Raw genomic sequence first — 21,161 nt, forward strand, 5'->3', positions numbered from 1 at the left:
AAAACACGCCATTCAAAGGGGTGTTTTCACGATAAAATCACTCATTTTCTACATTAAAATAGGTTATTCAAATAAAGGAGAATAACCACATGGAAACTCAAACAAAAACAATCACACTCACAAACCCAACAGCACAAAGCATATATGAAGAACTTCAAGCAGCAGGGTACAAAGTTAATGTGAACAAGAGGCAATATGCTGAAATTATAGGCTGCAGTGTAAGTGGGGTGGATAATTATATAGCAAAAGGTTATGGAGTACCAAACTACCGAAAGATTGGACACCAACGAAACGCACGTGTACTTTTTTCTTTACGTGATGTAGCTGAATATTTAGCAGCACAAACAGTCGTAACAGTATAAAATAAACGTGAGGGTTGCAAGGTGTAATATCCTTGCAAACATACGTAATTGAATTACCGTGCGACTGATAATAAACAACCATTATCAGCACAAATAAAACCATTGAATGAAAAGGTGCAGCGATACATTCGGTGCATTAAACGCTTAGATCAAGCGTATAGTGTAACACCCAAAACAGAACTTGCAGAAGTTACGGGTGTATCACGTAGGTATCTACAACGTAATAGTGAAAAGATAGAAGCATACTATCGGACTGCACCACCACCAAGCGACAATAATCTAACGTGGTATTACAACAGAAGCATTGACTATTATCTGAAAGGCACACAAAATGCAAGAACAGCACTAGGTGCAATCGTAGGTTATTTATTGAAGTACCGTTACGGGCAATTAGGGCATTTACAAAAAGCCACTGCTATTAAAGCGTCGGGCTGTGATATTGTGAAGCTAACGGTAGCTATCAAGTCACGCAAGCATAGTGCAAAGGGTACCCCGATACAAGCTCATAGCAAAGCAGTTAAAAATATGTCATATCACAACAAGATAGCGTGGATTGATAAATTGTTTATACGCAAAGGTGGGTATTATGCAGGTCATACGTCAAAGCTATGGAAGACAACCAAACTTATGGACGATATTTTAGCCGAAGCTGTAACCGTCTTGTTTGACAAAATTTCGAATGAAAAGGTCAATTTTGCACATTTAGGTAACGGCTTAATATGTCGCACTAACATGGTAACATATAGTAGCAAATGTGCCCGTATTATTGCGACACTCCAAGATACACTTAATAAATCAACATACCATTGGTACCTAAAACCCTTGATCTTACCGTTTAAGCAAGTCCAACAGCTATGCTTATCGTCAATGCTTCATATAATCACTAATAGCATAGGTTTTGAAAATGGTAACTTTATTGTTTCACTTAACCACCATTCACCAACCAACCCAACATTAGGTAGAAGCTACAACGTCTTCACCAGACTACGATCATTTGAGAGAAAAGTATTAGGCTACCTAAACTATGACATGAGTTGTGCATTACAAACGATTTCACTACAGCTAATCCAAGCAACAGAAGATGATTATCCACTACTTACCCGTTATTCAAAAGATATTAGCTTTAAGAGGGCGTTACGTGAAGATATAAGCACATCTTTAAACATTCCTATAGCAGATGTGAAAGCAAAACTAACAGCGTTTGCAAATGGTGGTGTTAGTGGGATTGATAAGCATCATTCTTATAGGAAGTTCCAAGAAGAGAGTGACCGATTAAGAAGGAAAGTTTTAGCACATACCGCAAAACATAATCCACAGATATTACAGCAGTCACAAGCACAAAGTAAAAAGAAACTACCCGAGGATATAGATTGGTTTAGTGTAAATGCAGAAGATAGCCAAGCACTTGCAAGAGGTAAAGCATCAGTGTACTTTTTTGTGTGGACGTACTACGAAAGATTGATCAGAAAAGCAATGCTTACAGTTTTAACAGATGGTATTGAAGTACATGATGCAGTGTATTCAAAAATGGATGTTTCTACAAATGTTATAGAAGCAACTATCTTTGAGTCCACCGGATTTAAAATCATAATTGACAAGGAAATATAATGGCAAAGAAAATAGAAGTAGATTTAGAAGAGTTAGAAGCACTTGCAGCGAAGGGTTATAATATCACTATGTGTTGTGATGCTATAGGAATATCACAGTCTAAAGCCTATAAAGACATACATATAATACAAGCTATAAAGAGAGGTCATGCAACTGCAAAAGAAAAAGTATTAAGTGATCTGTTTGCACGATCAGAAGCAGACACTTCAAGTGCTTCAACTATCTTTTTGGCAAAATCTTTAGGGGTATTCAATCCTAAATACTCGACCACAAAACCCAAAAGTATTATAGAAGCAACTGAACGTATTACAAAAATATACGAAGATGTAGCAGCAGGTGATTTGTCAGAGGAAAAAGGCAAGTACCTTATAGGGTTCCTGGAGTCTTACATTAAGTCTAAAGAAGTGGGTGAACTTGAAGAACGTATCAGTGCATTAGAGGAGAAAAAGTAATGAGCCGAAAACTCAGAGTGAACAAGTTTGAAAAGAGACTCACTAAATTGCAGGAAGCAAAAAATGGCAAATAGATTAGAGAATCGTGTTAAGAAACTCGAACAGATATCAACAGCAGGCAAGATGAGATTAGTCATACCGTGGGGCGCATGGTATGATGACTCTGTGTGTGAAAGCTATTGGACGAATGAACCTTTTAACCCTATTACACTTACGCTAGCCGACTTTTATCGTGAAGTAACAGAGGAAAACTGCAATGGCAAATAGATTAGAAAGTAGAGTTAAAAAGCTTGAAACCATAAGTGGAAATGCTAAAGTACCAGGTGTTATCATTTACTTTGAGAATAAAAAAAGAAGCATAAATGATGGTATCGACACCATTATTGATGCTGATTATTATTTGACTAATGATAGCACAGGTGATGCAATGAGTATTGAAGAAGTAGAAGAGTATATTAAATATAATGGGCATACTTATGTTGTCTATCTTCCTGTAGAAGACAAAGAGGAAGACGTAGAGATTCTACATATAGCCTAATATAATAAATTACTCAATCATAAAGACATAAAACAAACACTTCGTTACATAAATATTGACCCAGACAGTGGTCGAGATATGGTAGATCTAATTATGAAAATTTTTTGTTAAATTTAACTATAGTTAGCCATATAATCAAATAACTCTTATATATTAATCAGTTTTGGAAAGTTAGATTTAATTCAAAAAAATAGGAGTATGAAAACCTTATAAAGTTATATATTTTATAAGGTTTTCAATTCTAAAGTGAAGTTTGTACTTCTTAGACTCTATAGAGCACCTCAACCATGGTTCGATAAAGCTTGGGCTTGATTTACGACAATATTATATGCAAAAATCAGACTTAATGATATTGTCCAAAATAGAAATCAAAAATGAGTCGAACTGCATAATTTGGTTTATAATCATTCTCTATATGAAAGTTTACCGAAGGACGTACTTCATAATAAAACCAATCACGCCAGATATTTGCCCTCCACGTGAACGCAGTCACATAATTATTAATACCACCAAAGGTTTCAATTTGAGGTATTGGAGCAAATTTATCTATAGTGTAATGATATTCTGTATTACCGAAAAATGTTTGAGAAAAACCAAGACCTGTCTTTTCTTTATTACTCCAATAATATTGAAGTGATAAAGCATAATCCATACCATCTAAGATCTCTTGTGTTTTTCTGTGAAGCTGTAACCTAAAGAGTGATCGCTCTTTAAATTGTCTATCAAAATAAATATTTGTCTCTTCTTCAAATTCATCATCAAGAGAATATCTAAATATCTGTACAGGATCTATTAGCCACTCATTTGTTTTTATAGGCATATTATATCGAGCACTTACAAAAGGATCTGTACCTGATAACCCAAGTGCATATTTGGAATTTATACCATATTTTTCAGGTGCAAAATAGTTGATCCCTAGATTAGGATCCACTTTATCATCATCTAAATCCCCGGCTAATACGCCTTTCGTATTGTCAACTGTAACATCATTAATAAAGATCTTTAAATATTTCTTACTTTTACTAAAGGGGATCTGTGCACTGAGTTTGAATTCATAGTCTTCAGAATATTTTGACTCAAAAGTAGCTCCTGTGCGTACCCGTATGTAAATATCTTCAGTCTCATTTAAATACTTGTTACTTTGAAAAAACGCATCTGCCAATTTTACTTGATTTTCCAAAGAAGTGCTAGAAGCATCTAATACTCTAGGCGTAACCCGAGTTGAATTATCTTCCATATTTCCCAACCAAGAACTGATTTTTGTATCTATTTTGTCGGCCCATTCAACCACTGTTCCTGATATGCTTCTATGTGTGTCATCTATATAGTTAAACTCATCTTGTGTGCTCTGAGTACTGGTGTTCCTGTCAACTTCAGAACTATTATCTGCATACACAGCAGATGATAACAGTACCAGTATAATGATTCCCCTACTAATATTCATCTACAAAATCCCTAAGTTAATTTCATTAATGCATCATGCATATCAAAATAAGCAATAAAAAACTCAAACATTACTCGCCAAACTATTTCCATACAAAGGAAACAGAGGAAAAAAATGATTGTCACAATTAAACGTTGATTGAAGGTCATACCGATTTTAACATCTTCTTCTATTGTAGTGGATATTTCAGAAAAATAAGAATTTTTGATCCACTTGGCAAGATACCAACTCAATATGGGAATAAAAACCGCACCGACACAGTAGATAAGAAGGAGAAGGGAGGGAGTTGGTAAAGCTACCACGAGCCTTCCCGTCTTGGTGTGATAGACGAGACAGACGTGTATTTAGGTGGTTTATAAGGTAAAGACTACCATATTTAGGTAGTTCTTTAGAGTATTAATTCATAAACTAATTTTCATAGATTTTAATTTCTCTTTTTTGATTGATCTAACATATCTTATAATGTTTATCGCTACAGCGACATATAGAAATTCTAAAACAAGAACGAAAACCTTATAAAGTTATATATCTTATAAGGTCTTCATACAAAAAATTTTTAATATACTGTTTACTGGTTTGTTGCACGTGGTAACCCATACATTGATAAATGATTCAAATCAAATGTATCTTACTAATAAAGCTCCTATATGCGTTCCCACGTACAACGTGGGAACAAGAGAAATCAGACCACAGGATGCAGAGGAACTATCTGAAAGGATTTATTGGAGATCAGATCAATCTTCTAATGGCAGCAGTTGCATTCAACCTCAAGAAGTGGATGAATAACTTCTTTACAGTGCTTTTTTTATACAGAATTTTATTTCTTGGTATTGCTTTATGCAAAATAGAAGCCAAAGAGAGACAGAAATATACTGATCTTTATCTACTTTGGTTTAGGGTGTGGTAGAATAAAGGATAGTAGAATTGTAGTCAATGGTTGGAATTGGTTTTTCAGGGTTGACTATTTAGACACTCATATGCTATACATCTTTTATAAAGAGTGGCATTGATCTGCGTTCAATTCAAGAGTTACTTGGACATAAATCTATAGAGACTACAATGGTTTACACACATGTCATCGCAGAGATGAATAAAGGGAAAGTATCCAGTCCACTAGATATGTAATCTATATTAGAGTCATATTAAACCAATTTTGATAAATAAGTATATACCGTAACTTAGAAAACCTGTGATTTGCCACTGCTCAACGAAAATGATCTTCCAAGTGGTATCTGAATATCAAGATCAGTATTAAACAACCGCTTACTATGGTTTCGAGAGCGTATCCAAACCACATCAGAATCACCATGGAAATAGAAGAATCGTGATTCACTGTCTAAAAATAATTCATCACTAATTGAGCCCACATTGACAAAGAATGTGCCACCAAGATCCTTGTTAGAAGTTGCTGGGCCAGAAATCACCTGTGGTAAATGATTGTGCCCAGAGACCCACAAAGCGACCTTCTCTTGTTGCAGTACTTTCTCAAATCTCTTAGAGTTGTGGATAACCCTACTTTTAATAGACCCGGTGAGACCACTTTTTTTGAGTTGGGCGTGGCTAACAGTTATAATAATCTTTTTCCTGTTACTCTCTACCATATCTTTCCACCATAAAAATGTATCATCGGAAATATCTGTGCGAGAGGCGACGGATTGATCAGACAAAAAGAGAAATAACAAGTTACCATATTTCACAGCATAATATTGAGCTTGAGGGAAATATTTGTAGAATATTGGTCCTGAACGTACATCATGATTTCCTGCAATCTGATACCAATCTGTGACATTTGCCTTGTTTCTTGTTTCAATAAACCAATTAAAATCATCATCATGACTTCTTGATTTAAGAAGATCCCCTGCCATAATGCCCATATCTACGGATCCAATATTTTCATTTACATCTGCAACTGCTGCTTCAAAGACATTGCGATCAAGAGTGGTCTTAGGCTGTATGTCTGAAAGCATCCAGACCAGAAACTGTCTCTTGGAAAAATGTGCTTTTGCTTCCTGAAAACTGCCGTTTTGCACAGATACACATCCGGTAAGAATAAGAGTTGATAGAAAGATAAGATATTTTCGAAACAAATTATCCATAAAAGTACCTCTAAAATTTAAAATAGTTATTTTTTATTGTATCATTTATTAATATTTCATAGAAAAGACTCTATACAGTTTATGGATAATCCAAAACCTTATAATCTAACATATTTTATAAGGTTAGTCGAGATAGCTCTGTTTTTGAGTCTTGTTTTTTCACTAAAATATACCCTTGTTGCAAGAAAAACAAGACCCGATAATAGTTTATAAGATTCAATCCATATTATCTAACAAGTGAAGACATAACCATCTCATCTGTTGGTGTAACATAGTTTAATGTTGTCTTGAAAGAACTATGTCCAACAAATTTTGCCATGATCTGAACATTGATACCCTTGGCTGCCATTTCAGTCAGCAGTCCCTGTCTAAAGCTATGAGAGGTATAGTTTGGTCCCAATGTCTCTTTTATGAACTTGTTAACTATAGTGATATAGCTTATAGGGTTCATTGAACTTTTGGGGTATCCAGCACGCTGTATGAGTTTATTCTCTTCATCTTCTTCTAAATCTAGATTTAATAAATCATGTTTGAAGCGAGAAGATAGATATAGTTTTCGTTGGGAATTTGTCTTTTGTGTAAAAAGAAATAATTCTCTTTTTTCAAGTAACTTTTTAACATCTTTGACTTTAAGTGTCTGCAGCTCATTTAACCTAGCACCTGTGTAATACAGAAAGACAAAAGTTCTCAGTAGATTCTTTTTTGTATTTCGTCTAAGATCCTCTCTCCCTCTAGTGTAAATCATTAGTTTTTTAAACTCTTTTGAGTTTATGTTTTCTTTTATAGTTTTCATTATAAAACCTATATAGCACATTTTATAAGGTTTTCTATAGGAGGGTACATATTTATGGTCTACAAACGTCGCTACAGCGGATAACCTTATAAAATATGTTAGATTATAAGGTTTTCACAGTTACATACAAAATCACTCTTCTACATCATGCCTGTCATCACCCGTATAAACAGGTGAAAACACTGCAAAAACAATGCTGGCAACAGGGTCATTATTTTCAGCCCAATGCAGGGTGCCTTTAGGAATGAAGGCAACATCTCCTGGTTCTAACGAAACGTTATGATCTGGAAAATGGAGAGTGTGTTTCCCACTAATGGCTGTGACAGTCAGGTCATGATAATCATAGTAATGGGGTATTTCATCTCCTTTAAGACGAATTAGGAGAGCACTTGAATACTCAGAAGCATAAAGATGTCGTATGGCTATATTTTTATTAAATTCTTCATCTGACCATGTTATATTCTGGTAAACGTTATCAGGGAAAGTCACTTTTCCAGACCGCGACATGGGATCGTCGTTATCATTATTGCAACCAACTATGAATAAGAGAGCCATAGTAAGGATACTTGAAAAAAATATTCTTTGCATAATTACTTCTTTTTTTAAGATATTCTTATTTACATTATCCTGAAATGGGTTTAAATGGGAGCTTAATCCCGGAGTATATAAGTCGATATTTTTTGGTATAGCTATGGGGTTTTAGCTACGGTTGTTATGCTGGTGTTTTTTGTGTTGTAGTGATGGAGCACCTGTTTTTCATTCTTGCAATTAACCATTTCGACACAATCTTAATGTTAAAATGAAGTTATCTAAAACCAAGAAGGAGGATAGTATGAAAAAGTTTACACTTTCGCTAGCAGCTGTAATGGCAATGAGTATATTTGCAATAGCAGGTGGAGATATTCAACCAGTAGTTGAGCCAGTGGTAGAAGTAGTAGCACCTGTTGCTGATGATAGTGGTTTTTATGTAGGTTTAGGTTATTCTTATATGAATATGAATATGAAAGATAAATATGATCACTATGAACAGGATGAGGAGGACTATACAGGAAATACTTTTACTGTACTTGCAGGGTACAACTTCAATAAATATATTGCTGTAGAAGGTAGATACTCTAAAACAGGTGATTTAGACATAGAAGCTGATGGGGTAGAAATAGAGGATACTAAAGTAGATATATCAAATATTGCTATTTACCTTAAGCCGATGTATCCAATGGGAGAAGTGACTCTTTATGGTTTGCTTGGATATGGGCAGGTGACTTTGGATGTTCTTGGTGCTGGGGATGTTCATAGAACTGAATTTTCAGAAAATAGTTTTCAATGGGGTCTTGGTACCAGCTACACTGTGAATGATAATATAAGTATATTTGTAGATTATTCAAGAATTTACGATGATGATGGTTTTGATTATGATACTCAGACTGGTGTTCCAGACGATGTAGCTGTTATTGCTGATTCAATCAATGTTGGTGTAACTTACAAGTTTTAATCTTCCACTCTTCTAAGCCTTTTGGCTTGGTAGATGTACTTCTTTTTCTTTCTTCATATACTTTAAACTCTCCAGTCGTATGTATAATACACTACGATCATGAAGAGGTGATGGATGCTAGCTACTTTATTTATCTATAGCTAGCTGATCATGAAAGACCATTGCAGAGTGCGCAACCCGATCATTAATTTCCGGGAACAAGGGTTCCGTTCTCATCCATGTGCTGAGTCACAAGATTTCCCTCTTTGCTGAGATTGTGCGCTACGGCGTACCTAAACTGGTTGGGATGGGTGTCCATTACGCTAGCCACAATCAGGTCCGGTCTGCCGCTACCGTCGATATCTCCTATAGTCATACCGCCGAACCTGGTTATATTTCCGACATCTGTATTCGCCCTGTGACGAGTCCATGAAGTAGGCTGATGCTTCCAACCAACTAAAGATAGATTCCAGCCTATACGGTAATAAGCATGATTGGGATTAGTATTGCCAAGGTTTGTGATAAAGTAGCTAATCAAGTCCAGTTGACCATTGCCGTCTATATCTGCCAGGCTGACACCACCACCCTTATTTTCACTGGAAGTAAGGGTATCATCGACGCCTTCCCACGGTATAGTTGTTGCGTTAGTCATAATACCCGTAGTACTGTTTAGATCCAGTGCTATCACGAGTTTACCTTTATTGAGCCCATCAGGATTCACAGAAATATTATAAAAAACCAAATCAGGTATGTCATTATTGCTGATATCTCCTATTGCGACACCACCGCCAGCACTTGAGTCTGTGAAAAAGTACTCATTATAAGGTTTTAAAAATTAACCCATTAAGAAGTATATATAATATTACTTAGTAGATAATTTTATTGAAGTTCTGAATGCTAAAGATTTGTATTTTATTTTCTGCAATGATATCTATGGGCTGAAATATTATGATACTCTTTAATTTTTCTATTTCCATATGGTTCATCGTGTTTATAGTTTAGATGTGCTTTTCTTTGCCATTCCCATTAGAGGAAAAAAATTAAAATCATGCTCCGCACCATCTAGGATGGGGAGGGAATAGGCAAAAAAAACTCAGCTAAATTATTAGAGGGGTCTGTTACCATAACGCATATGTTGAGATATAAAAATCGTATGCTTTTAGAAAAACAACTATACGAATATTAGTACAAAATATCTTCTTATCAAAGGAGTTGCTATGATCAAACAATGGAAGCGCCCTGAAAATTTGTTCTTACTCAATGCGCAAAAAGCAGCTTTTGTGATTATTGATATGCAAAATTTCTCTTGCGTACCTATAGGCAGAGATCCTTTACCACATATTAATACGGTTATACAACAGATCAATAAGTTGGCTGATTTTTGCAGGGAGCTTCACATCCCGGTTATCTGGGTACGACATAACTTGACTATGACCAATCTACAAGATGACAGTGGGCTCTTTAAGCTTTTTCACGATAAAAACCACATGAACAATACTATAAACCTTGATAAAGGTACTGAGATTTATGCTGCGATACATTTTGACAGCGTTCAGGACCATATTATTTTTAAAAACCGATACAGTGCATTCCTCTCAGATCCACCTGAACTGCATAACCTGTTAGAGAAGCTCAAAAAAAATCAGCTGTTGATAGCAGGAATTGCTGCAAATGTTTGTGTTGAATCAACACTGCGAGATGCTATGCAGCTTGATTATGAAGTCATATTGGTTTCTGATGGTATTACTGCAATCAACGATGCAGTATTGGAAAATACATTGTCAAACACCTACAATTTTTTTGGTGATGTTCGTACTGCAGAAAACATCATTCAGGAATTTAATGAGCATACGCCATGAATAGACCCAGTAAAACTTAAGCGATCAAAAAACTTTATATAAACAAGCCCAGATTTTATTTTTCCTTCATTGTTCAGTTCATAAAATTGGTACAAGCAAAGTCCAATGTCTCTCCTGTCCCTGATTATTCCTCTTGCTATCGGCGAGCTCCCACAAACGAAACCTTCCAGATGTAGACATCGTCTACAGGAAGGGGTTGGTTCTCCCAAGTCTGGCCTCCGTCATTCGTGGCCGAAATAATCCCTCTCTGAAGTGTCGGATCATTCGAACTTGTGTTTCCTACCACCACTGCTACTTGGTCATTGACACATGTCAAGCCCTCATACTTGTAATTTAGGTCGGGAGTGAAATCATCGATCTCAACTTCTCCATCCTCCAGACGCAGATGGTAAATATGCCCAGCACCTGATGCAGAAGCCTGAAATTGCACGAACCAAAGTGCATCGGCACCATAAGCGCACATATCATCAATATCATTCGGTCCTACTTCTGTTTCGATTTTCCAATTTTCTCCACCATCTAGTGTACGGAACAAGGCGCCACTTCCCCATGTGGCAGCCCAGACTACTCGTGCTGAATAAGCACTGACCATATGCACCATAAAATACGTGTTATTTGTAGGAGGCAGGTATTCCTGCCTCCATATATCACCATTGTAAAGAGTGTGAATCATGCCCAAGTGCCCATTATCATCACCTTCTTCATCGGCAATCCAAACATTAGCGTGAATCTTGCCCGTATTTTTGCCTGAACGATCGGTATCACGCACATCCCTGTAACCGATTGCATCCATGCGATTGACCCGTCCGATTTCAAAATCTGGATGCTCCACGATACTCCATACCTCACCACCGTCAGTCGTGTGCAGTACCGTCCCTTCGAGGCTGGCCGCCCATGCTTCAAGGTGAGTCAAGCCTTTAATGTTTTTGATGCCACCTTGCACACCCTCCGGAAGTGTCTGCTCAATCCAAGTCACGCCGCCATTGGTGGTATGCAGGATCTTTCCACTTCCATCTGGTGTGCTGGAACCTAATGCCGCCCAAGCGGTATGTTTGTCTACGGCACTGATGTCATTACCATTACACCCCTTCCACTTGGCATTGTCACCCTGCACCACCCATTTCTTTCCCCCATTCTTGGTATGTAGGATCACGGCAGTACCGCTTGTTACATCATGACCGATCGCCCAGCCAACTTGTAATGGAGAATTGGCAGCTGACGCATTGCTATAGGTTGTGATTAAAAGTACTGTTAGTACAACTAAGAAAAGATTTCCTCTTTTCATCTTATTGTCCTCCTCGCACACAACGCACATAATTAAGGTCATCAGACTTATCTGCGTCGTATATCTCATCTGAGTAACCAATATAGAAGTTCACAGTCCACGCGTACTCCTCATCGTCAACATAGGTAGTAGATGACCAATAGTACGTCGAGTAGTTATGTTGAGTATTTTGAAAAATGGGATCGATGGCAGGATTGAACTGGGTATAGTCTACGATAGAGAGCAGTTCATTCTTGTTTGGAAGGCGCCAATCAGTGTAACCACCTAGTTCGAGTGTATTCTCACAGTAGTTGATCCCTTCTATCCAATTTCCAGTTGTAGTATTTGCGGCACTGTCATCTTGCCACTGAAGTCCACTTGTACTGTCAGTGACAATTTCAGTCTCATTATTTCGGCTGAAATTTGAAGGTTCTAATTGTCCACCCCGCACACAACGAACATAGTAGTTACTGAACTTATCATAGCCATTTGTCAAGCCATAGTCGAAGCTCACGTACCACGCGTACTGTTCAGCGCCAATATAGGTAGTAGACGACCAATAGCGAGATAAGTAGATGTAGTTAAAAATCCCTGGGGTGACACTGGGATCGGCTTGATAGTAATCTATCAGTGTCCCAAGTTCCTGTATTGTAGGTAGTCGCCAACCGCCGCCATCCAGTGCAAGGTCTGTACAGTAAGTCGCTGCTGTATCTCCAGAAGTATCATACCAGTTGTAATTATCGTAGTTGTCTTGCGTCAGCCAAGGCTTTTGGATGCTATAAGTGTAGTCTTGCCACTCCAGACCCGTAGCATTGTCTATGACCACATCCACTTTACGGCTCCAACTGCGTGCTTTTCCTGTCTGGTAATATCCATCATCTTTAATGCTGCCGTCTGTCACGACATTACCATCTATATCATAACTCTTAAACTGTCCTGTTTTGAGTGGAGTATTTATTTCTGGTGGTGGTGTTGTAAGATTGACTGCAATAGACACACTGTCTGATGCAGTAGCTCTCTTATTGTCTGTTACCGTCAATGTAATTATGTGTGTACCAAGCCAGAAGTCGGACTTGTCAAAGCTTATATCCGTACTCAGCTCTACACCATCTTCTTCCCACTTGTAAGCGATGATCTCTCCATCAAGATCAATACTACCTGATCCATCCAGTGTCACTGTCTCACCCATTCTGACAATTTGGTCTGCCCCGGCATCAGCAACTGGTGGAATATTTTTTCCTGGTGGTATAGGTTTTGGTGGGTGCGGTGGTTTTGGTGGATGAGGGGGCTTTACTACTGTATCAGGCTTATCAGCCATTAAGCTTGTCGGTGCTAAAAAGGAGAGGGCAACTGCACTTAATGACAGTACCAATGCTTTACCAAGTATATTTTTCATTTTCTATCCTTGCTTAAAGAAATCAAAAAGTAAAATCTTTGGCAACTCGACTGTCTCTAAAAGACTCTAAGCTTTCCGTCCCTTTCTTGCGAAAGGTTTGGCTTTATCTGAAAAACACATTTTCTGAATAATAATAACATTATCTATGCTCTTGTATGCAATATATAACTGTTACATAATTCTATTATAACTCCTTCCATGTTAAATGTATATTATTAAAAAAACAAAAAAGTTTGGAAAGGTTTACTTGATAATTATGGTGAAATACAGATATCCATAGTTGTTGCTAATAAATTATTGAGACAAACATTTATAAAAAACAAATATCTTATTTTCAAAACCTTGTAAAATATCTAAGATTATAAGGTTTTCATTTTCACATTAAATCTTATTTGCATTTCAGATTTAAATTTTGGAAGTAAAATTTCCTTTTGTCATATTTAAAACTATTCACTTTAATACCAAATTAAAATACAGAATGCTATCATGAGTAATATCCAAATTTAAGGAGTGATAAAATGAAAAAGAGCATTTTCTTCTTAGTGTTGGATTGTATATAATATTCATAGGAGGAGTATATCATGACAATCAAAAAAATTGGGGTTTTCATTGGTATGGTTGGTTTGATAACTGCACTGATGATTGGATGCGGATCGTCAACTTCAAATATAAATGATAATACTGAAAATGTGGGTGGCGAGAAAGCGGAGTGGTCTGTAAAAGAGCATATTTTTGCACCTTCAGCACCACTCCATTGGACAACGATAGCTGCTTCAGCGGATGGCGAAAAACTTTTTGCAGGAGGGAAAGATACGTATCTTTATACTTCGGACAATGCCGGAGATACATGGACATCCCGTTCCACTGGCGGTTACTGGACAGCGCTGTCATCTTCAGCGGATGGATCAAGGTTGATAGGCAGTCTGTATGTAATTGGACTCTTTCAATCCTCAGATTCAGGTGTTACCTGGAAGAAAGTGGAGATAGAGGGAAGCGGTGAATTATGGGTATCTACAGCTAGCTCTTCAGATGGATCCAAACTGATTGCCGGTCAATACCGTGGTTATATTTACACATCAACAGATGGAGGTGCCACCTGGATAACACGAGATCCGACCAATGGAGCTGACTTGCAAAATCTTATCTGGAATTTTGTCACTTCCTCAGATGATGGGCTCAAACTCTCGGCCGGACTTACTACCGGAAAAGTTTATACCTCAATCGATGGAGGGGATACATGGACGCTGAGAGATCCAGCTTTGGCAAATAAAAGGTGGGGTATTGCCGCCGCAGTCTCTTCTGACGGTAACAAACTAGTGATTACAGCGGACGATGATTATCTCTATACTTCAACTGATGCCGGAGAAAGTTGGATAATGCGTGATCCAATCGGTATGCCGGCTACCTGGACAGGAGTCACTTCCTCTTCAAACGGCTCGATCCTTGTTGCCAGTGTCATGAACAAAGGCCTCTTTTTCTCAGACGATTCCGGAGAAAACTGGAAACGTCTTGAAACAGGCAGTGGCTCAAATAACTGGAATGCACTGGCCTCTTCAGCGGACGGATCGCGTATTATCGCCGGTCTGGAAGGAAATGATATTTATGTTTCCAACGACTTTGGACAAACCTGGGATGCTGAAAACACCGGTCAACTTTGGAAAGATGCAGCTATTTCTGTGAATGGGTCAAAGATGGTCACTTGTGCAAAAAACGACTATGTTTATACTTCTGCTGACGGTGGTTCAACATGGATACAGCAAGTGTCCGCAGGTAAAAAAAACTGGTCAAGCGTAAGTACCTCTTCGGATGGTACTAAACTACTTGCCAGCGTCACCGGCGATTTCCTTTATACTTCCTGTGACAGTGGAAAAACATGGACAAAAAGAGACTTTACATCCCCTCAATTATGGGGCAGTGTCGCTTCATCATATGATGGATCACATCTCATAGCCGGTGTCGGCAATTTAGGGGGTCTATACACTTCTGATGATGCTGGTGTGACCTGGAATGAAGTCCCTCTTGGATTTGTGGCTTCATGGGCTGATATTGCTATGTCATCAGAGGGTAAAAAAATGATCGCAGCAGCCTACAAAGATGCGATCTACACCAGTGATGATTTTGGTCAAAACTGGGTAGAAAGAGATCCTGCAGGAGGCATTAAGGCATGGACTGCTGCTGCTTCTTCGGATGATGGATCCAAACTGGTTGTAGGTGCCAGAGATGATTATATTTATACATCGCACAACAGTGGTATCGACTGGATCAAACGAGATCCGACCGGAAAACCTGAAAAATGGGAATCTGTCGCATCTTCGTCAGACGGATCAAAACTTCATGCAGTCAATCATGCGGGACATGTTTTCTTTTCAGATAACTCAGGGCGTACATGGATTAACATCAACCCGGATATGGAAGGTAGATTATGGAAATCTATTGCGTCCACATCAGATGGAGAGAAGTTTGTCGGGACAGTATTTGGAGGTTATATTTATACCGGAAAGTATTAAGGAATTCTTAGTGGTAGTTGGGATAATTGATGCTCAGTTATGTGATGTTAGAATGGGTTTTCGAGGAGTGATTATTTATATTAAATAAGAGAGTGGGGTATGATATGGAAAATATGAGAATCAGCGGAAAAGAAAAATCCCTCTGGATATTTCTGATCATTTTATTGTTTCTTTACTCCTGCTCTTCAGATCATTCAGATCATGAAACAAGATTTGAAAACAAGACCCTGCGCATGGATTACTTGCATACAGGGGATAAAGAGACATCTTCCATAAGGTTCTTAGCCTGGAAAGAAGAACCGTTTTGGGGTGGACCCAGGAAGAATCTAATCGACGATCCCTTAAAGGGTGAATTCGTGGTCGAGGTATTTGACAATTCAGGAGATAAACTTATGTATTCAAAGGGGTTCGGAACCCTGTTTAGTGAATGGCAAAGTACTGACGAAGCACTGAATTCCACTGAGACCTTTTATGAATCGATCGTTATCCCGTTTCCCAAACAACAAGTACTGATTCGGCTCTCCAGAAGAGATAAAAAACAGCAATTCCATGTGCTATTTGAAACCTCGTTTGACCCGTTATCTATGGCGTTGGAAAAAACGCAACCGAACAATTATCCTGTACAGAAAGTTTTGGATTCAGGGGATCCTTCAACACATATAGATCTGGTCTTTCTGCCCGAAGGCTACACGCAGGATGAAATGGAGAAATTCAGACAGGATGTTGAGAAATTTAAAAACGCCATGTTCTCATGGTCTCCTTATGATGAGTACAAGCACCGGTTTAACATATGGATCGTTGAAGCCCCTTCCCAAGAGAGCGGAACCGATATTCCCCAGGATGGAATCTGGAAAAATACAATCTTAAACTCCAGCTTCAATACCTTTAACATTGAACGCTACTTGACCACTCTCGACTATAAATCTGTTCGTGATCTTGCTTCATGCGCCCCGTATGACCAAATCTTCATTATCGTAAACTCTGATAAATATGGTGGAAGCGGCATCTATAATTTCTACACTATTTTCACCGCAGACAATGAAGTGTCAGAATTTTTGCTCATGCACGAATTCGGTCATGGCTTTGTAGCGCTCGCCGATGAGTATTATTCTTCAGATGTCGCTTACAGTGATTTCTTTGACCTCACAGTAGAACCCTACCAGGAAAACATTACCACTCTAATCGATTTTGGAAAAAAATGGCAAGACATGCTTGCTCCCGATACCCCTGTTCCCACACCGGATGATCCCGTTTATTATGATACAGTAGGTGTTTTTGAAGGCGCGGGGTATCAGGCCAAGGGAATTTATCGTCCCTATCATAACTGCACAATGAAATCAAGAAGTATCAATAATTTCTGCCCTGTATGTAAAAGGGCTATCCGCAGGACGATTGAGGGAAGTACTGATTAGTTAATTGGTAGCTTTAGGGTCTTGTAACAACTCACTACTTTTCTGTAGAAAATGTGAATAAATCTCGTTAGAAAACCTTATAAAATATATAATATTATAAGGTTTTCATGTACGTCGAATATTGAATATTTCTTTAAGTGACAACCTAAACTTTATGTATGAGAATCGAAGATTCTTTTAACTGATTTAGATAGGTGGTATAAACTTCTAAAGTCCTAAAGTATTTAACTTGCACTTTACCATTTTCAATAGGTATAGGTAGAGGTATAGGATAGCTGATAATAGGTTCAAACTCATCAAACAGTATTTTTCGTACATCAAGACGATTGTTATGGCAATAGGTGAGTATAGCTTTGTATGGAGGTTTGTCACATTGCTTAGTAAGAAGCTAACAATGCAGGTGTAATACTTAGTGCTTGTGCTACGTACTTTCTTATCTGTTTGCTGTTGATGTTTAATAATCTTTTTTAGTAAGGACACTTCTCTTTATAGGGGTAGATAAAGAGGTAGATTTACAAGAGTATCTCAATAACTACTGCTACAACACTATATTCAATTCCCCACACTGAACGTGCTTCCCATCCCTTGAGCCCTATCTCCCTATATTAACTATTCCATAGACTTTTTAAACTAGTGGATACTAGTTGGTCATTTTTTCTGTAGGTAACTAAGCATTTTTAGAAGTATTTATTTTCTATATAATCTTATGCTGTAATATCAAAACTGCTAGAATATGAGTAGATACAATCATGAAGGGAACCAAATGAAACAATTAAAAATACTCTTATTGCCAAGTATAATAATCTTTTTCTCTGTGGTTGTGTATGGTGCAGATTGTATTGATGGGAGCAGAATAGAACAAGGTACGGGACTTCCTATTGACGGAAACTGTGTAGAACCTCCTACTTTACCTTACCCTAACAAATATGATTGTGGTGCAGGGATGAGACTTATTCAGGGTACAGCAGATACATGTATAGCAGGAATAGAAGTAGGTGACCCTGGTCCATATCCACCACTCATCGAGTGTCCTTCTGGTCAACGACTAAAACAAGGTACTGAAGAATGTATTGATGTGCCAAACTCATCACCTGTCTCCTTAACATTAGTGAGTGTTTTGAATGATGACATCAGGGAGACATCCGGTCTGGCAAATGTGAATGGAAAGATTTATACGCACAATGACAGTGGCGGCTCAAACCTGCTTTACGAGATCAATGCTTCAACGGGAGAAGTAATACGTTCTATCACTGTCAATGGTGCAACCAATGTGGACTGGGAAGACCTGGCATATGATGATACACATCTTTATATAGCTGATATCGGAAATAACCTTGGAAACCGAACCGATTTAAAAATCTATAAAATATTAAAAAGTGATCTCAATACAAATCTCACGGTCAATGCAGAAACTATCGCTTTTTCATATACTGATCAAATAAAATTTACCTACGATCTTTTTAGCACTCCCTATGATGCAGAGGCACTTATTGCTTATAATGGGCAGCTTTATGTTTTTATAAAAAACTGGGCAGATCATACTAGCAAGGTCTATAGTATACCTACTGTTCCCGGAAGCTATGAGGTGACATCTGTCAGTGAAAAGGCTTTAGATGTTATGGTAACAGGTGCTGCCATTGATGGAGCAGGGAGTTCAGTAGCACTGGTTGGGTATACAAATTCTTACGATACGGATACACCATTTAAAAGTATGATTGTAAAATTGAGTAATTTTGCTGGAAATAATTTCTTCTCAGGCAGCATAGCCGAGTGTGAGATCGAAAATAGTCAAGTTGTTGGGCAAGTTGAAGCAATACTTTTTAATACACCCTCAGAATTCTATCTCAGTGCTGAAGGCATAACCGTGCTATCAGTAGAATATCCGGCAAAACTTTATAAAACAGAGATCATTGAGTAAGATTACTTTATACAGCCATTATATTAAAAAGTAGCTATCTGATGCTATCCTCGATCTACTTGCCACAGTTTCTCACCATTGTCATATATTTCAAAGAGAGGTCGATAAGGAAATACAAGCTGTAGTTATCTTTGAAGTAGCCGACAATAAAATAAAAAGGTATGACCTTTGTATCGCAGAATTACTTAGTCCGAAACTTACAGATGAATATCCAAAATAGCCTCATAACCTCAAAACCTTTTGCCAAGATAGAGTGCATAAACTTCTAAGCTACGAAAGTATTTAACTCTCACTTTATCAACTTCAATAGGTTCAGGTGCAAGGTAGTTGTTAATAGGCACATCTTCATCAAATAGTATCTTCCGTACATCAAGTCGATTATTATGGCAATAGGTGATTAAAGCTTGATATGGTGGTTTGTCACGTTTTTTGTATGAAGCTAATGCAGAGGGCTTGATGTTGAGTGCAGTGGCTATGTTCTTATCCAATATTTTCTTATCAGTTTGCAGTTGTTGTTTGATGATCTCTTTTAGTTTGATGAGTATTGTTCTGAATTCATTCATTGTAAATGATAGTGAGATAATTGTCTGAACCTAAAAAGTATTACAAATTGTCATGTTTTTACATTATTTATATATAAACGGTTATACTCCCAAATAATACTTTTTTTGATATGGCGAGGACTAAATGAGGACTAATATGTTTCATGCAAAGCTTAAAGGTAGCCACAAAGCCTTAGTATAACGTTAAAACAAAGGATAAACCATATTTATACACGTAGATATAGACAGTTTTTTTGCCTCTGCTGAGCGTTCTGTAGATAGTTCTCTCAAAGGAATAGCTATGGCTGTTGGGTCTCGGAGCAATCTGGAGATATTCAACAAAAAACGAACCCATATTAAACTAATGAATGATAACTCTGGAGCGTTTGTCACACCTGTATTTTACAGTGATAAGAAAAAAACATTCGATTCTTATTTTCTAGATAAGATAGAGGGTAGGGAGAAGATACGAGGCATCATTACTACTGCGAGTTATGAAGCCAGGGCATTTGGTGTTAAAACAGCTATGCCCATAGCACAAGCACTTCAAATGTGCCCTCAGATGGTAATTGTACCTTCAAACTATCCACTCTATCATAAACTTTCCCATAAGATACATAGGTATATGACAGCCCGTATCCCTCAAGTGGAACAGTACAGTATCGATGAGTTTTTTGGGGATGTCAGTGGATGGATAAAAGATGAAGAGGTATATGCTTTTACACAAAAGCTGCAAGCAGAGATCTTGGAACTTTTTGATATACCGGTCTCTATAGGTATCTCAAAAGCAAAGTGGATAGCCAAGCTTGCTACAGAGTCTGCAAAGCCTTATGGTATCTATGAAGTGAAAGATATAGATACATATATTGAAAACATACCCATAAAAGCATTTCCCGGTATAGGAAAGGGATTTCAAAAGAGGTTGGGGGAGCATTATATTTCAACACTGGGTGATGTAAAACGACACAGATCACTCTTTTACTCATGGAAAAAACCGGGTATCCAACTCTATGGTCGTGTGACAGGAACTGATAATGAGGGCATAAGCAGCAGAGGAGATAGAAAATCCATAGGCATAAGCCGTACATTTGATGCTATTTATGATTCAGATGAGGTAAAACGTCGTATTATGATCATGGCACGGCATATTGTCTATATGGTAATGGCTATAGAAGTCAATCCTACAACGTATTATCTCAAGATAAATTATGAGTATGGGGTGAAAGTAAAAAAAAGTGTAACGGTAGACAGGGTTTTTTCTGAGGCACTTTTTAAAACCACATTGGCTCAAATGTATGAAGAGATATCACTTTATGCAAAAGGAGCCATAAAACTTTCACTAAATGTCTCAAACTTCAGTGTACAGCATAAGAAAACACTCTCTTTGATGGACTTCAATGAGGATATCCATGAAAATAAGTTAAGTAAGGAGATACAAAAACTTAGGGAACGTTTTGGGTTGGATATTATCAAAACAGGGGATGAACTATAATAGACTA

At 37.7% G+C, this 21,161-nt stretch carries 22 protein-coding genes and 1 riboswitch; of the genes, 13 read left to right on the top strand and 9 right to left on the bottom strand.

Features of this window, described 5'->3' with window-relative positions; all coding sequences use genetic code 11:
- Window positions 1-89: 89 nt before the first annotated feature.
- The 5 genes from ACLHDG_RS06745 (at window position 90) to ACLHDG_RS06765 (ending at window position 2,960) form a co-directional block, all read left to right on the top strand.
- Entirely contained in the window at window positions 90-362 is a 273-nt protein-coding gene (locus ACLHDG_RS06745; protein WP_415408244.1) for a hypothetical protein, read from the top strand.
- Between the two features lie 48 nt (window positions 363-410).
- Window positions 411-1,970 (top strand): hypothetical protein, encoded by a 1,560-nt coding sequence (locus tag ACLHDG_RS06750; protein WP_415408245.1) that lies wholly within the window; start codon window positions 411-413, stop codon window positions 1,968-1,970.
- A complete protein-coding gene (locus ACLHDG_RS06755; protein WP_415408246.1) occupies window positions 1,970-2,422 on the top strand; it encodes a hypothetical protein in 453 nt (150 codons plus the stop codon). The genes ACLHDG_RS06750 and ACLHDG_RS06755 overlap by 1 nt, the downstream gene beginning before the upstream one ends.
- A gap of 63 nt (window positions 2,423-2,485) precedes the next feature.
- On the top strand, window positions 2,486-2,689 hold the full coding sequence (locus ACLHDG_RS06760) for a hypothetical protein (protein ID WP_415408247.1): 204 nt from the start codon (window positions 2,486-2,488) through the stop codon (window positions 2,687-2,689).
- A complete protein-coding gene (locus ACLHDG_RS06765) occupies window positions 2,679-2,960 on the top strand; it encodes a hypothetical protein (RefSeq protein ID WP_415408248.1) in 282 nt (93 codons plus the stop codon). Before ACLHDG_RS06760 ends, ACLHDG_RS06765 begins: the two co-directional genes overlap by 11 nt.
- A 343-nt stretch (window positions 2,961-3,303) precedes the next feature.
- On the opposite strand, the gene ACLHDG_RS06770 is transcribed toward ACLHDG_RS06765, so the two are convergent.
- Both ACLHDG_RS06770 and ACLHDG_RS06775 read right to left on the bottom strand, forming a co-directional pair.
- Window positions 3,304-4,404 carry a hypothetical protein gene (locus ACLHDG_RS06770; protein ID WP_415408249.1) on the bottom strand — a complete coding sequence of 367 codons (1,101 nt, stop codon included), beginning with the start codon at window positions 4,402-4,404 and terminating at the stop codon, window positions 3,304-3,306.
- Window positions 4,405-4,415: 11 nt separating this feature from the next.
- Window positions 4,416-4,706, bottom strand: coding sequence for a DUF4282 domain-containing protein (locus ACLHDG_RS06775; RefSeq protein ID WP_415408250.1), 291 nt, complete (start codon window positions 4,704-4,706; stop codon window positions 4,416-4,418).
- 305 nt (window positions 4,707-5,011) lie between these two features.
- Between ACLHDG_RS06775 and ACLHDG_RS06780 the strand changes: the two genes are divergently transcribed.
- Together ACLHDG_RS06780 and ACLHDG_RS06785 are read left to right on the top strand one after the other, a co-directional pair.
- Window positions 5,012-5,311 (top strand): hypothetical protein, encoded by a 300-nt coding sequence (locus ACLHDG_RS06780; RefSeq protein ID WP_415408349.1) that lies wholly within the window; start codon window positions 5,012-5,014, stop codon window positions 5,309-5,311.
- 113 nt (window positions 5,312-5,424) lie between these two features.
- Window positions 5,425-5,529 carry a hypothetical protein gene (locus ACLHDG_RS06785; RefSeq protein ID WP_415408332.1) on the top strand — a complete coding sequence of 35 codons (105 nt, stop codon included), beginning with the start codon at window positions 5,425-5,427 and terminating at the stop codon, window positions 5,527-5,529.
- 53 nt (window positions 5,530-5,582) lie between these two features.
- On the opposite strand, the gene ACLHDG_RS06790 is transcribed toward ACLHDG_RS06785, so the two are convergent.
- The 3 genes from ACLHDG_RS06790 to ACLHDG_RS06800 all read right to left on the bottom strand — a co-directional run bounded on the left by ACLHDG_RS06790 (window position 5,583) and on the right by ACLHDG_RS06800 (window position 7,800).
- A complete protein-coding gene (locus ACLHDG_RS06790) occupies window positions 5,583-6,491 on the bottom strand; it encodes a metallophosphoesterase family protein (RefSeq protein ID WP_415408251.1) in 909 nt (302 codons plus the stop codon).
- Window positions 6,492-6,726: 235 nt separating this feature from the next.
- Window positions 6,727-7,293 (bottom strand): site-specific integrase, encoded by a 567-nt coding sequence (locus tag ACLHDG_RS06795; protein ID WP_415408252.1) that lies wholly within the window; start codon window positions 7,291-7,293, stop codon window positions 6,727-6,729.
- Between the two features lie 132 nt (window positions 7,294-7,425).
- A complete protein-coding gene (locus ACLHDG_RS06800; RefSeq protein WP_415408253.1) occupies window positions 7,426-7,800 on the bottom strand; it encodes a hypothetical protein in 375 nt (124 codons plus the stop codon).
- A gap of 325 nt (window positions 7,801-8,125) precedes the next feature.
- Here ACLHDG_RS06800 and ACLHDG_RS06805 point away from each other — a divergent pair, with 325 nt between their 5' ends.
- On the top strand, window positions 8,126-8,785 hold the full coding sequence (locus ACLHDG_RS06805) for a porin family protein (protein WP_415408254.1): 660 nt from the start codon (window positions 8,126-8,128) through the stop codon (window positions 8,783-8,785).
- Between the two features lie 184 nt (window positions 8,786-8,969).
- On the opposite strand, the gene ACLHDG_RS06810 is transcribed toward ACLHDG_RS06805, so the two are convergent.
- Entirely contained in the window at window positions 8,970-9,485 is a 516-nt protein-coding gene (locus tag ACLHDG_RS06810; protein WP_415408255.1) for a hypothetical protein, read from the bottom strand.
- A gap of 496 nt (window positions 9,486-9,981) precedes the next feature.
- Here ACLHDG_RS06810 and ACLHDG_RS06815 point away from each other — a divergent pair, with 496 nt between their 5' ends.
- A complete protein-coding gene (locus ACLHDG_RS06815; protein ID WP_415408256.1) occupies window positions 9,982-10,623 on the top strand; it encodes an isochorismatase family protein in 642 nt (213 codons plus the stop codon).
- Between the two features lie 136 nt (window positions 10,624-10,759).
- On the opposite strand, the gene ACLHDG_RS06820 is transcribed toward ACLHDG_RS06815, so the two are convergent.
- Together ACLHDG_RS06820 and ACLHDG_RS06825 are read right to left on the bottom strand one after the other, a co-directional pair.
- On the bottom strand, window positions 10,760-11,908 hold the full coding sequence (locus ACLHDG_RS06820; RefSeq protein WP_415408257.1) for a hypothetical protein: 1,149 nt from the start codon (window positions 11,906-11,908) through the stop codon (window positions 10,760-10,762).
- A gap of 1 nt (window position 11,909) precedes the next feature.
- Window positions 11,910-13,283 (bottom strand): DUF1566 domain-containing protein, encoded by a 1,374-nt coding sequence (locus ACLHDG_RS06825; RefSeq protein WP_415408258.1) that lies wholly within the window; start codon window positions 13,281-13,283, stop codon window positions 11,910-11,912.
- A gap of 37 nt (window positions 13,284-13,320) precedes the next feature.
- A riboswitch (cyclic di-GMP riboswitch) is annotated at window positions 13,321-13,395 on the bottom strand.
- Between the two features lie 469 nt (window positions 13,396-13,864).
- On the opposite strand from ACLHDG_RS06825, the gene ACLHDG_RS06830 reads away from it, so the two are divergent.
- The 3 genes from ACLHDG_RS06830 to ACLHDG_RS06840 all read left to right on the top strand — a co-directional run bounded on the left by ACLHDG_RS06830 (window position 13,865) and on the right by ACLHDG_RS06840 (window position 19,120).
- Complete coding sequence (locus ACLHDG_RS06830) at window positions 13,865-15,790, top strand: WD40/YVTN/BNR-like repeat-containing protein (RefSeq protein ID WP_415408259.1); 1,926 nt, start codon at window positions 13,865-13,867, stop codon at window positions 15,788-15,790.
- A gap of 104 nt (window positions 15,791-15,894) precedes the next feature.
- Complete coding sequence (locus ACLHDG_RS06835; protein WP_415408260.1) at window positions 15,895-17,202, top strand: M64 family metallopeptidase; 1,308 nt, start codon at window positions 15,895-15,897, stop codon at window positions 17,200-17,202.
- 763 nt (window positions 17,203-17,965) lie between these two features.
- Window positions 17,966-19,120, top strand: a complete 1,155-nt coding sequence (locus ACLHDG_RS06840) for a hypothetical protein (RefSeq protein WP_415408261.1) — start codon at window positions 17,966-17,968, stop codon at window positions 19,118-19,120.
- A 230-nt stretch (window positions 19,121-19,350) separates the two neighbouring features.
- Here the strand turns inward: ACLHDG_RS06840 and ACLHDG_RS06845 are convergent, their stop codons facing one another.
- A complete protein-coding gene (locus ACLHDG_RS06845; protein WP_415408262.1) occupies window positions 19,351-19,683 on the bottom strand; it encodes a hypothetical protein in 333 nt (110 codons plus the stop codon).
- A gap of 220 nt (window positions 19,684-19,903) precedes the next feature.
- Between ACLHDG_RS06845 and ACLHDG_RS06850 the strand changes: the two genes are divergently transcribed.
- Window positions 19,904-21,154: a Y-family DNA polymerase gene (locus tag ACLHDG_RS06850; protein ID WP_415408333.1), complete on the top strand. Its 1,251-nt coding sequence runs from the start codon at window positions 19,904-19,906 to the stop codon at window positions 21,152-21,154.
- The last annotated feature ends 7 nt before the right edge of the window (window positions 21,155-21,161 follow it).

It is taken from the genome of Sulfurovum iocasae, assembly GCF_047716765.1.
Taxonomy (GTDB): domain Bacteria; phylum Campylobacterota; class Campylobacteria; order Campylobacterales; family Sulfurovaceae; genus Sulfurovum.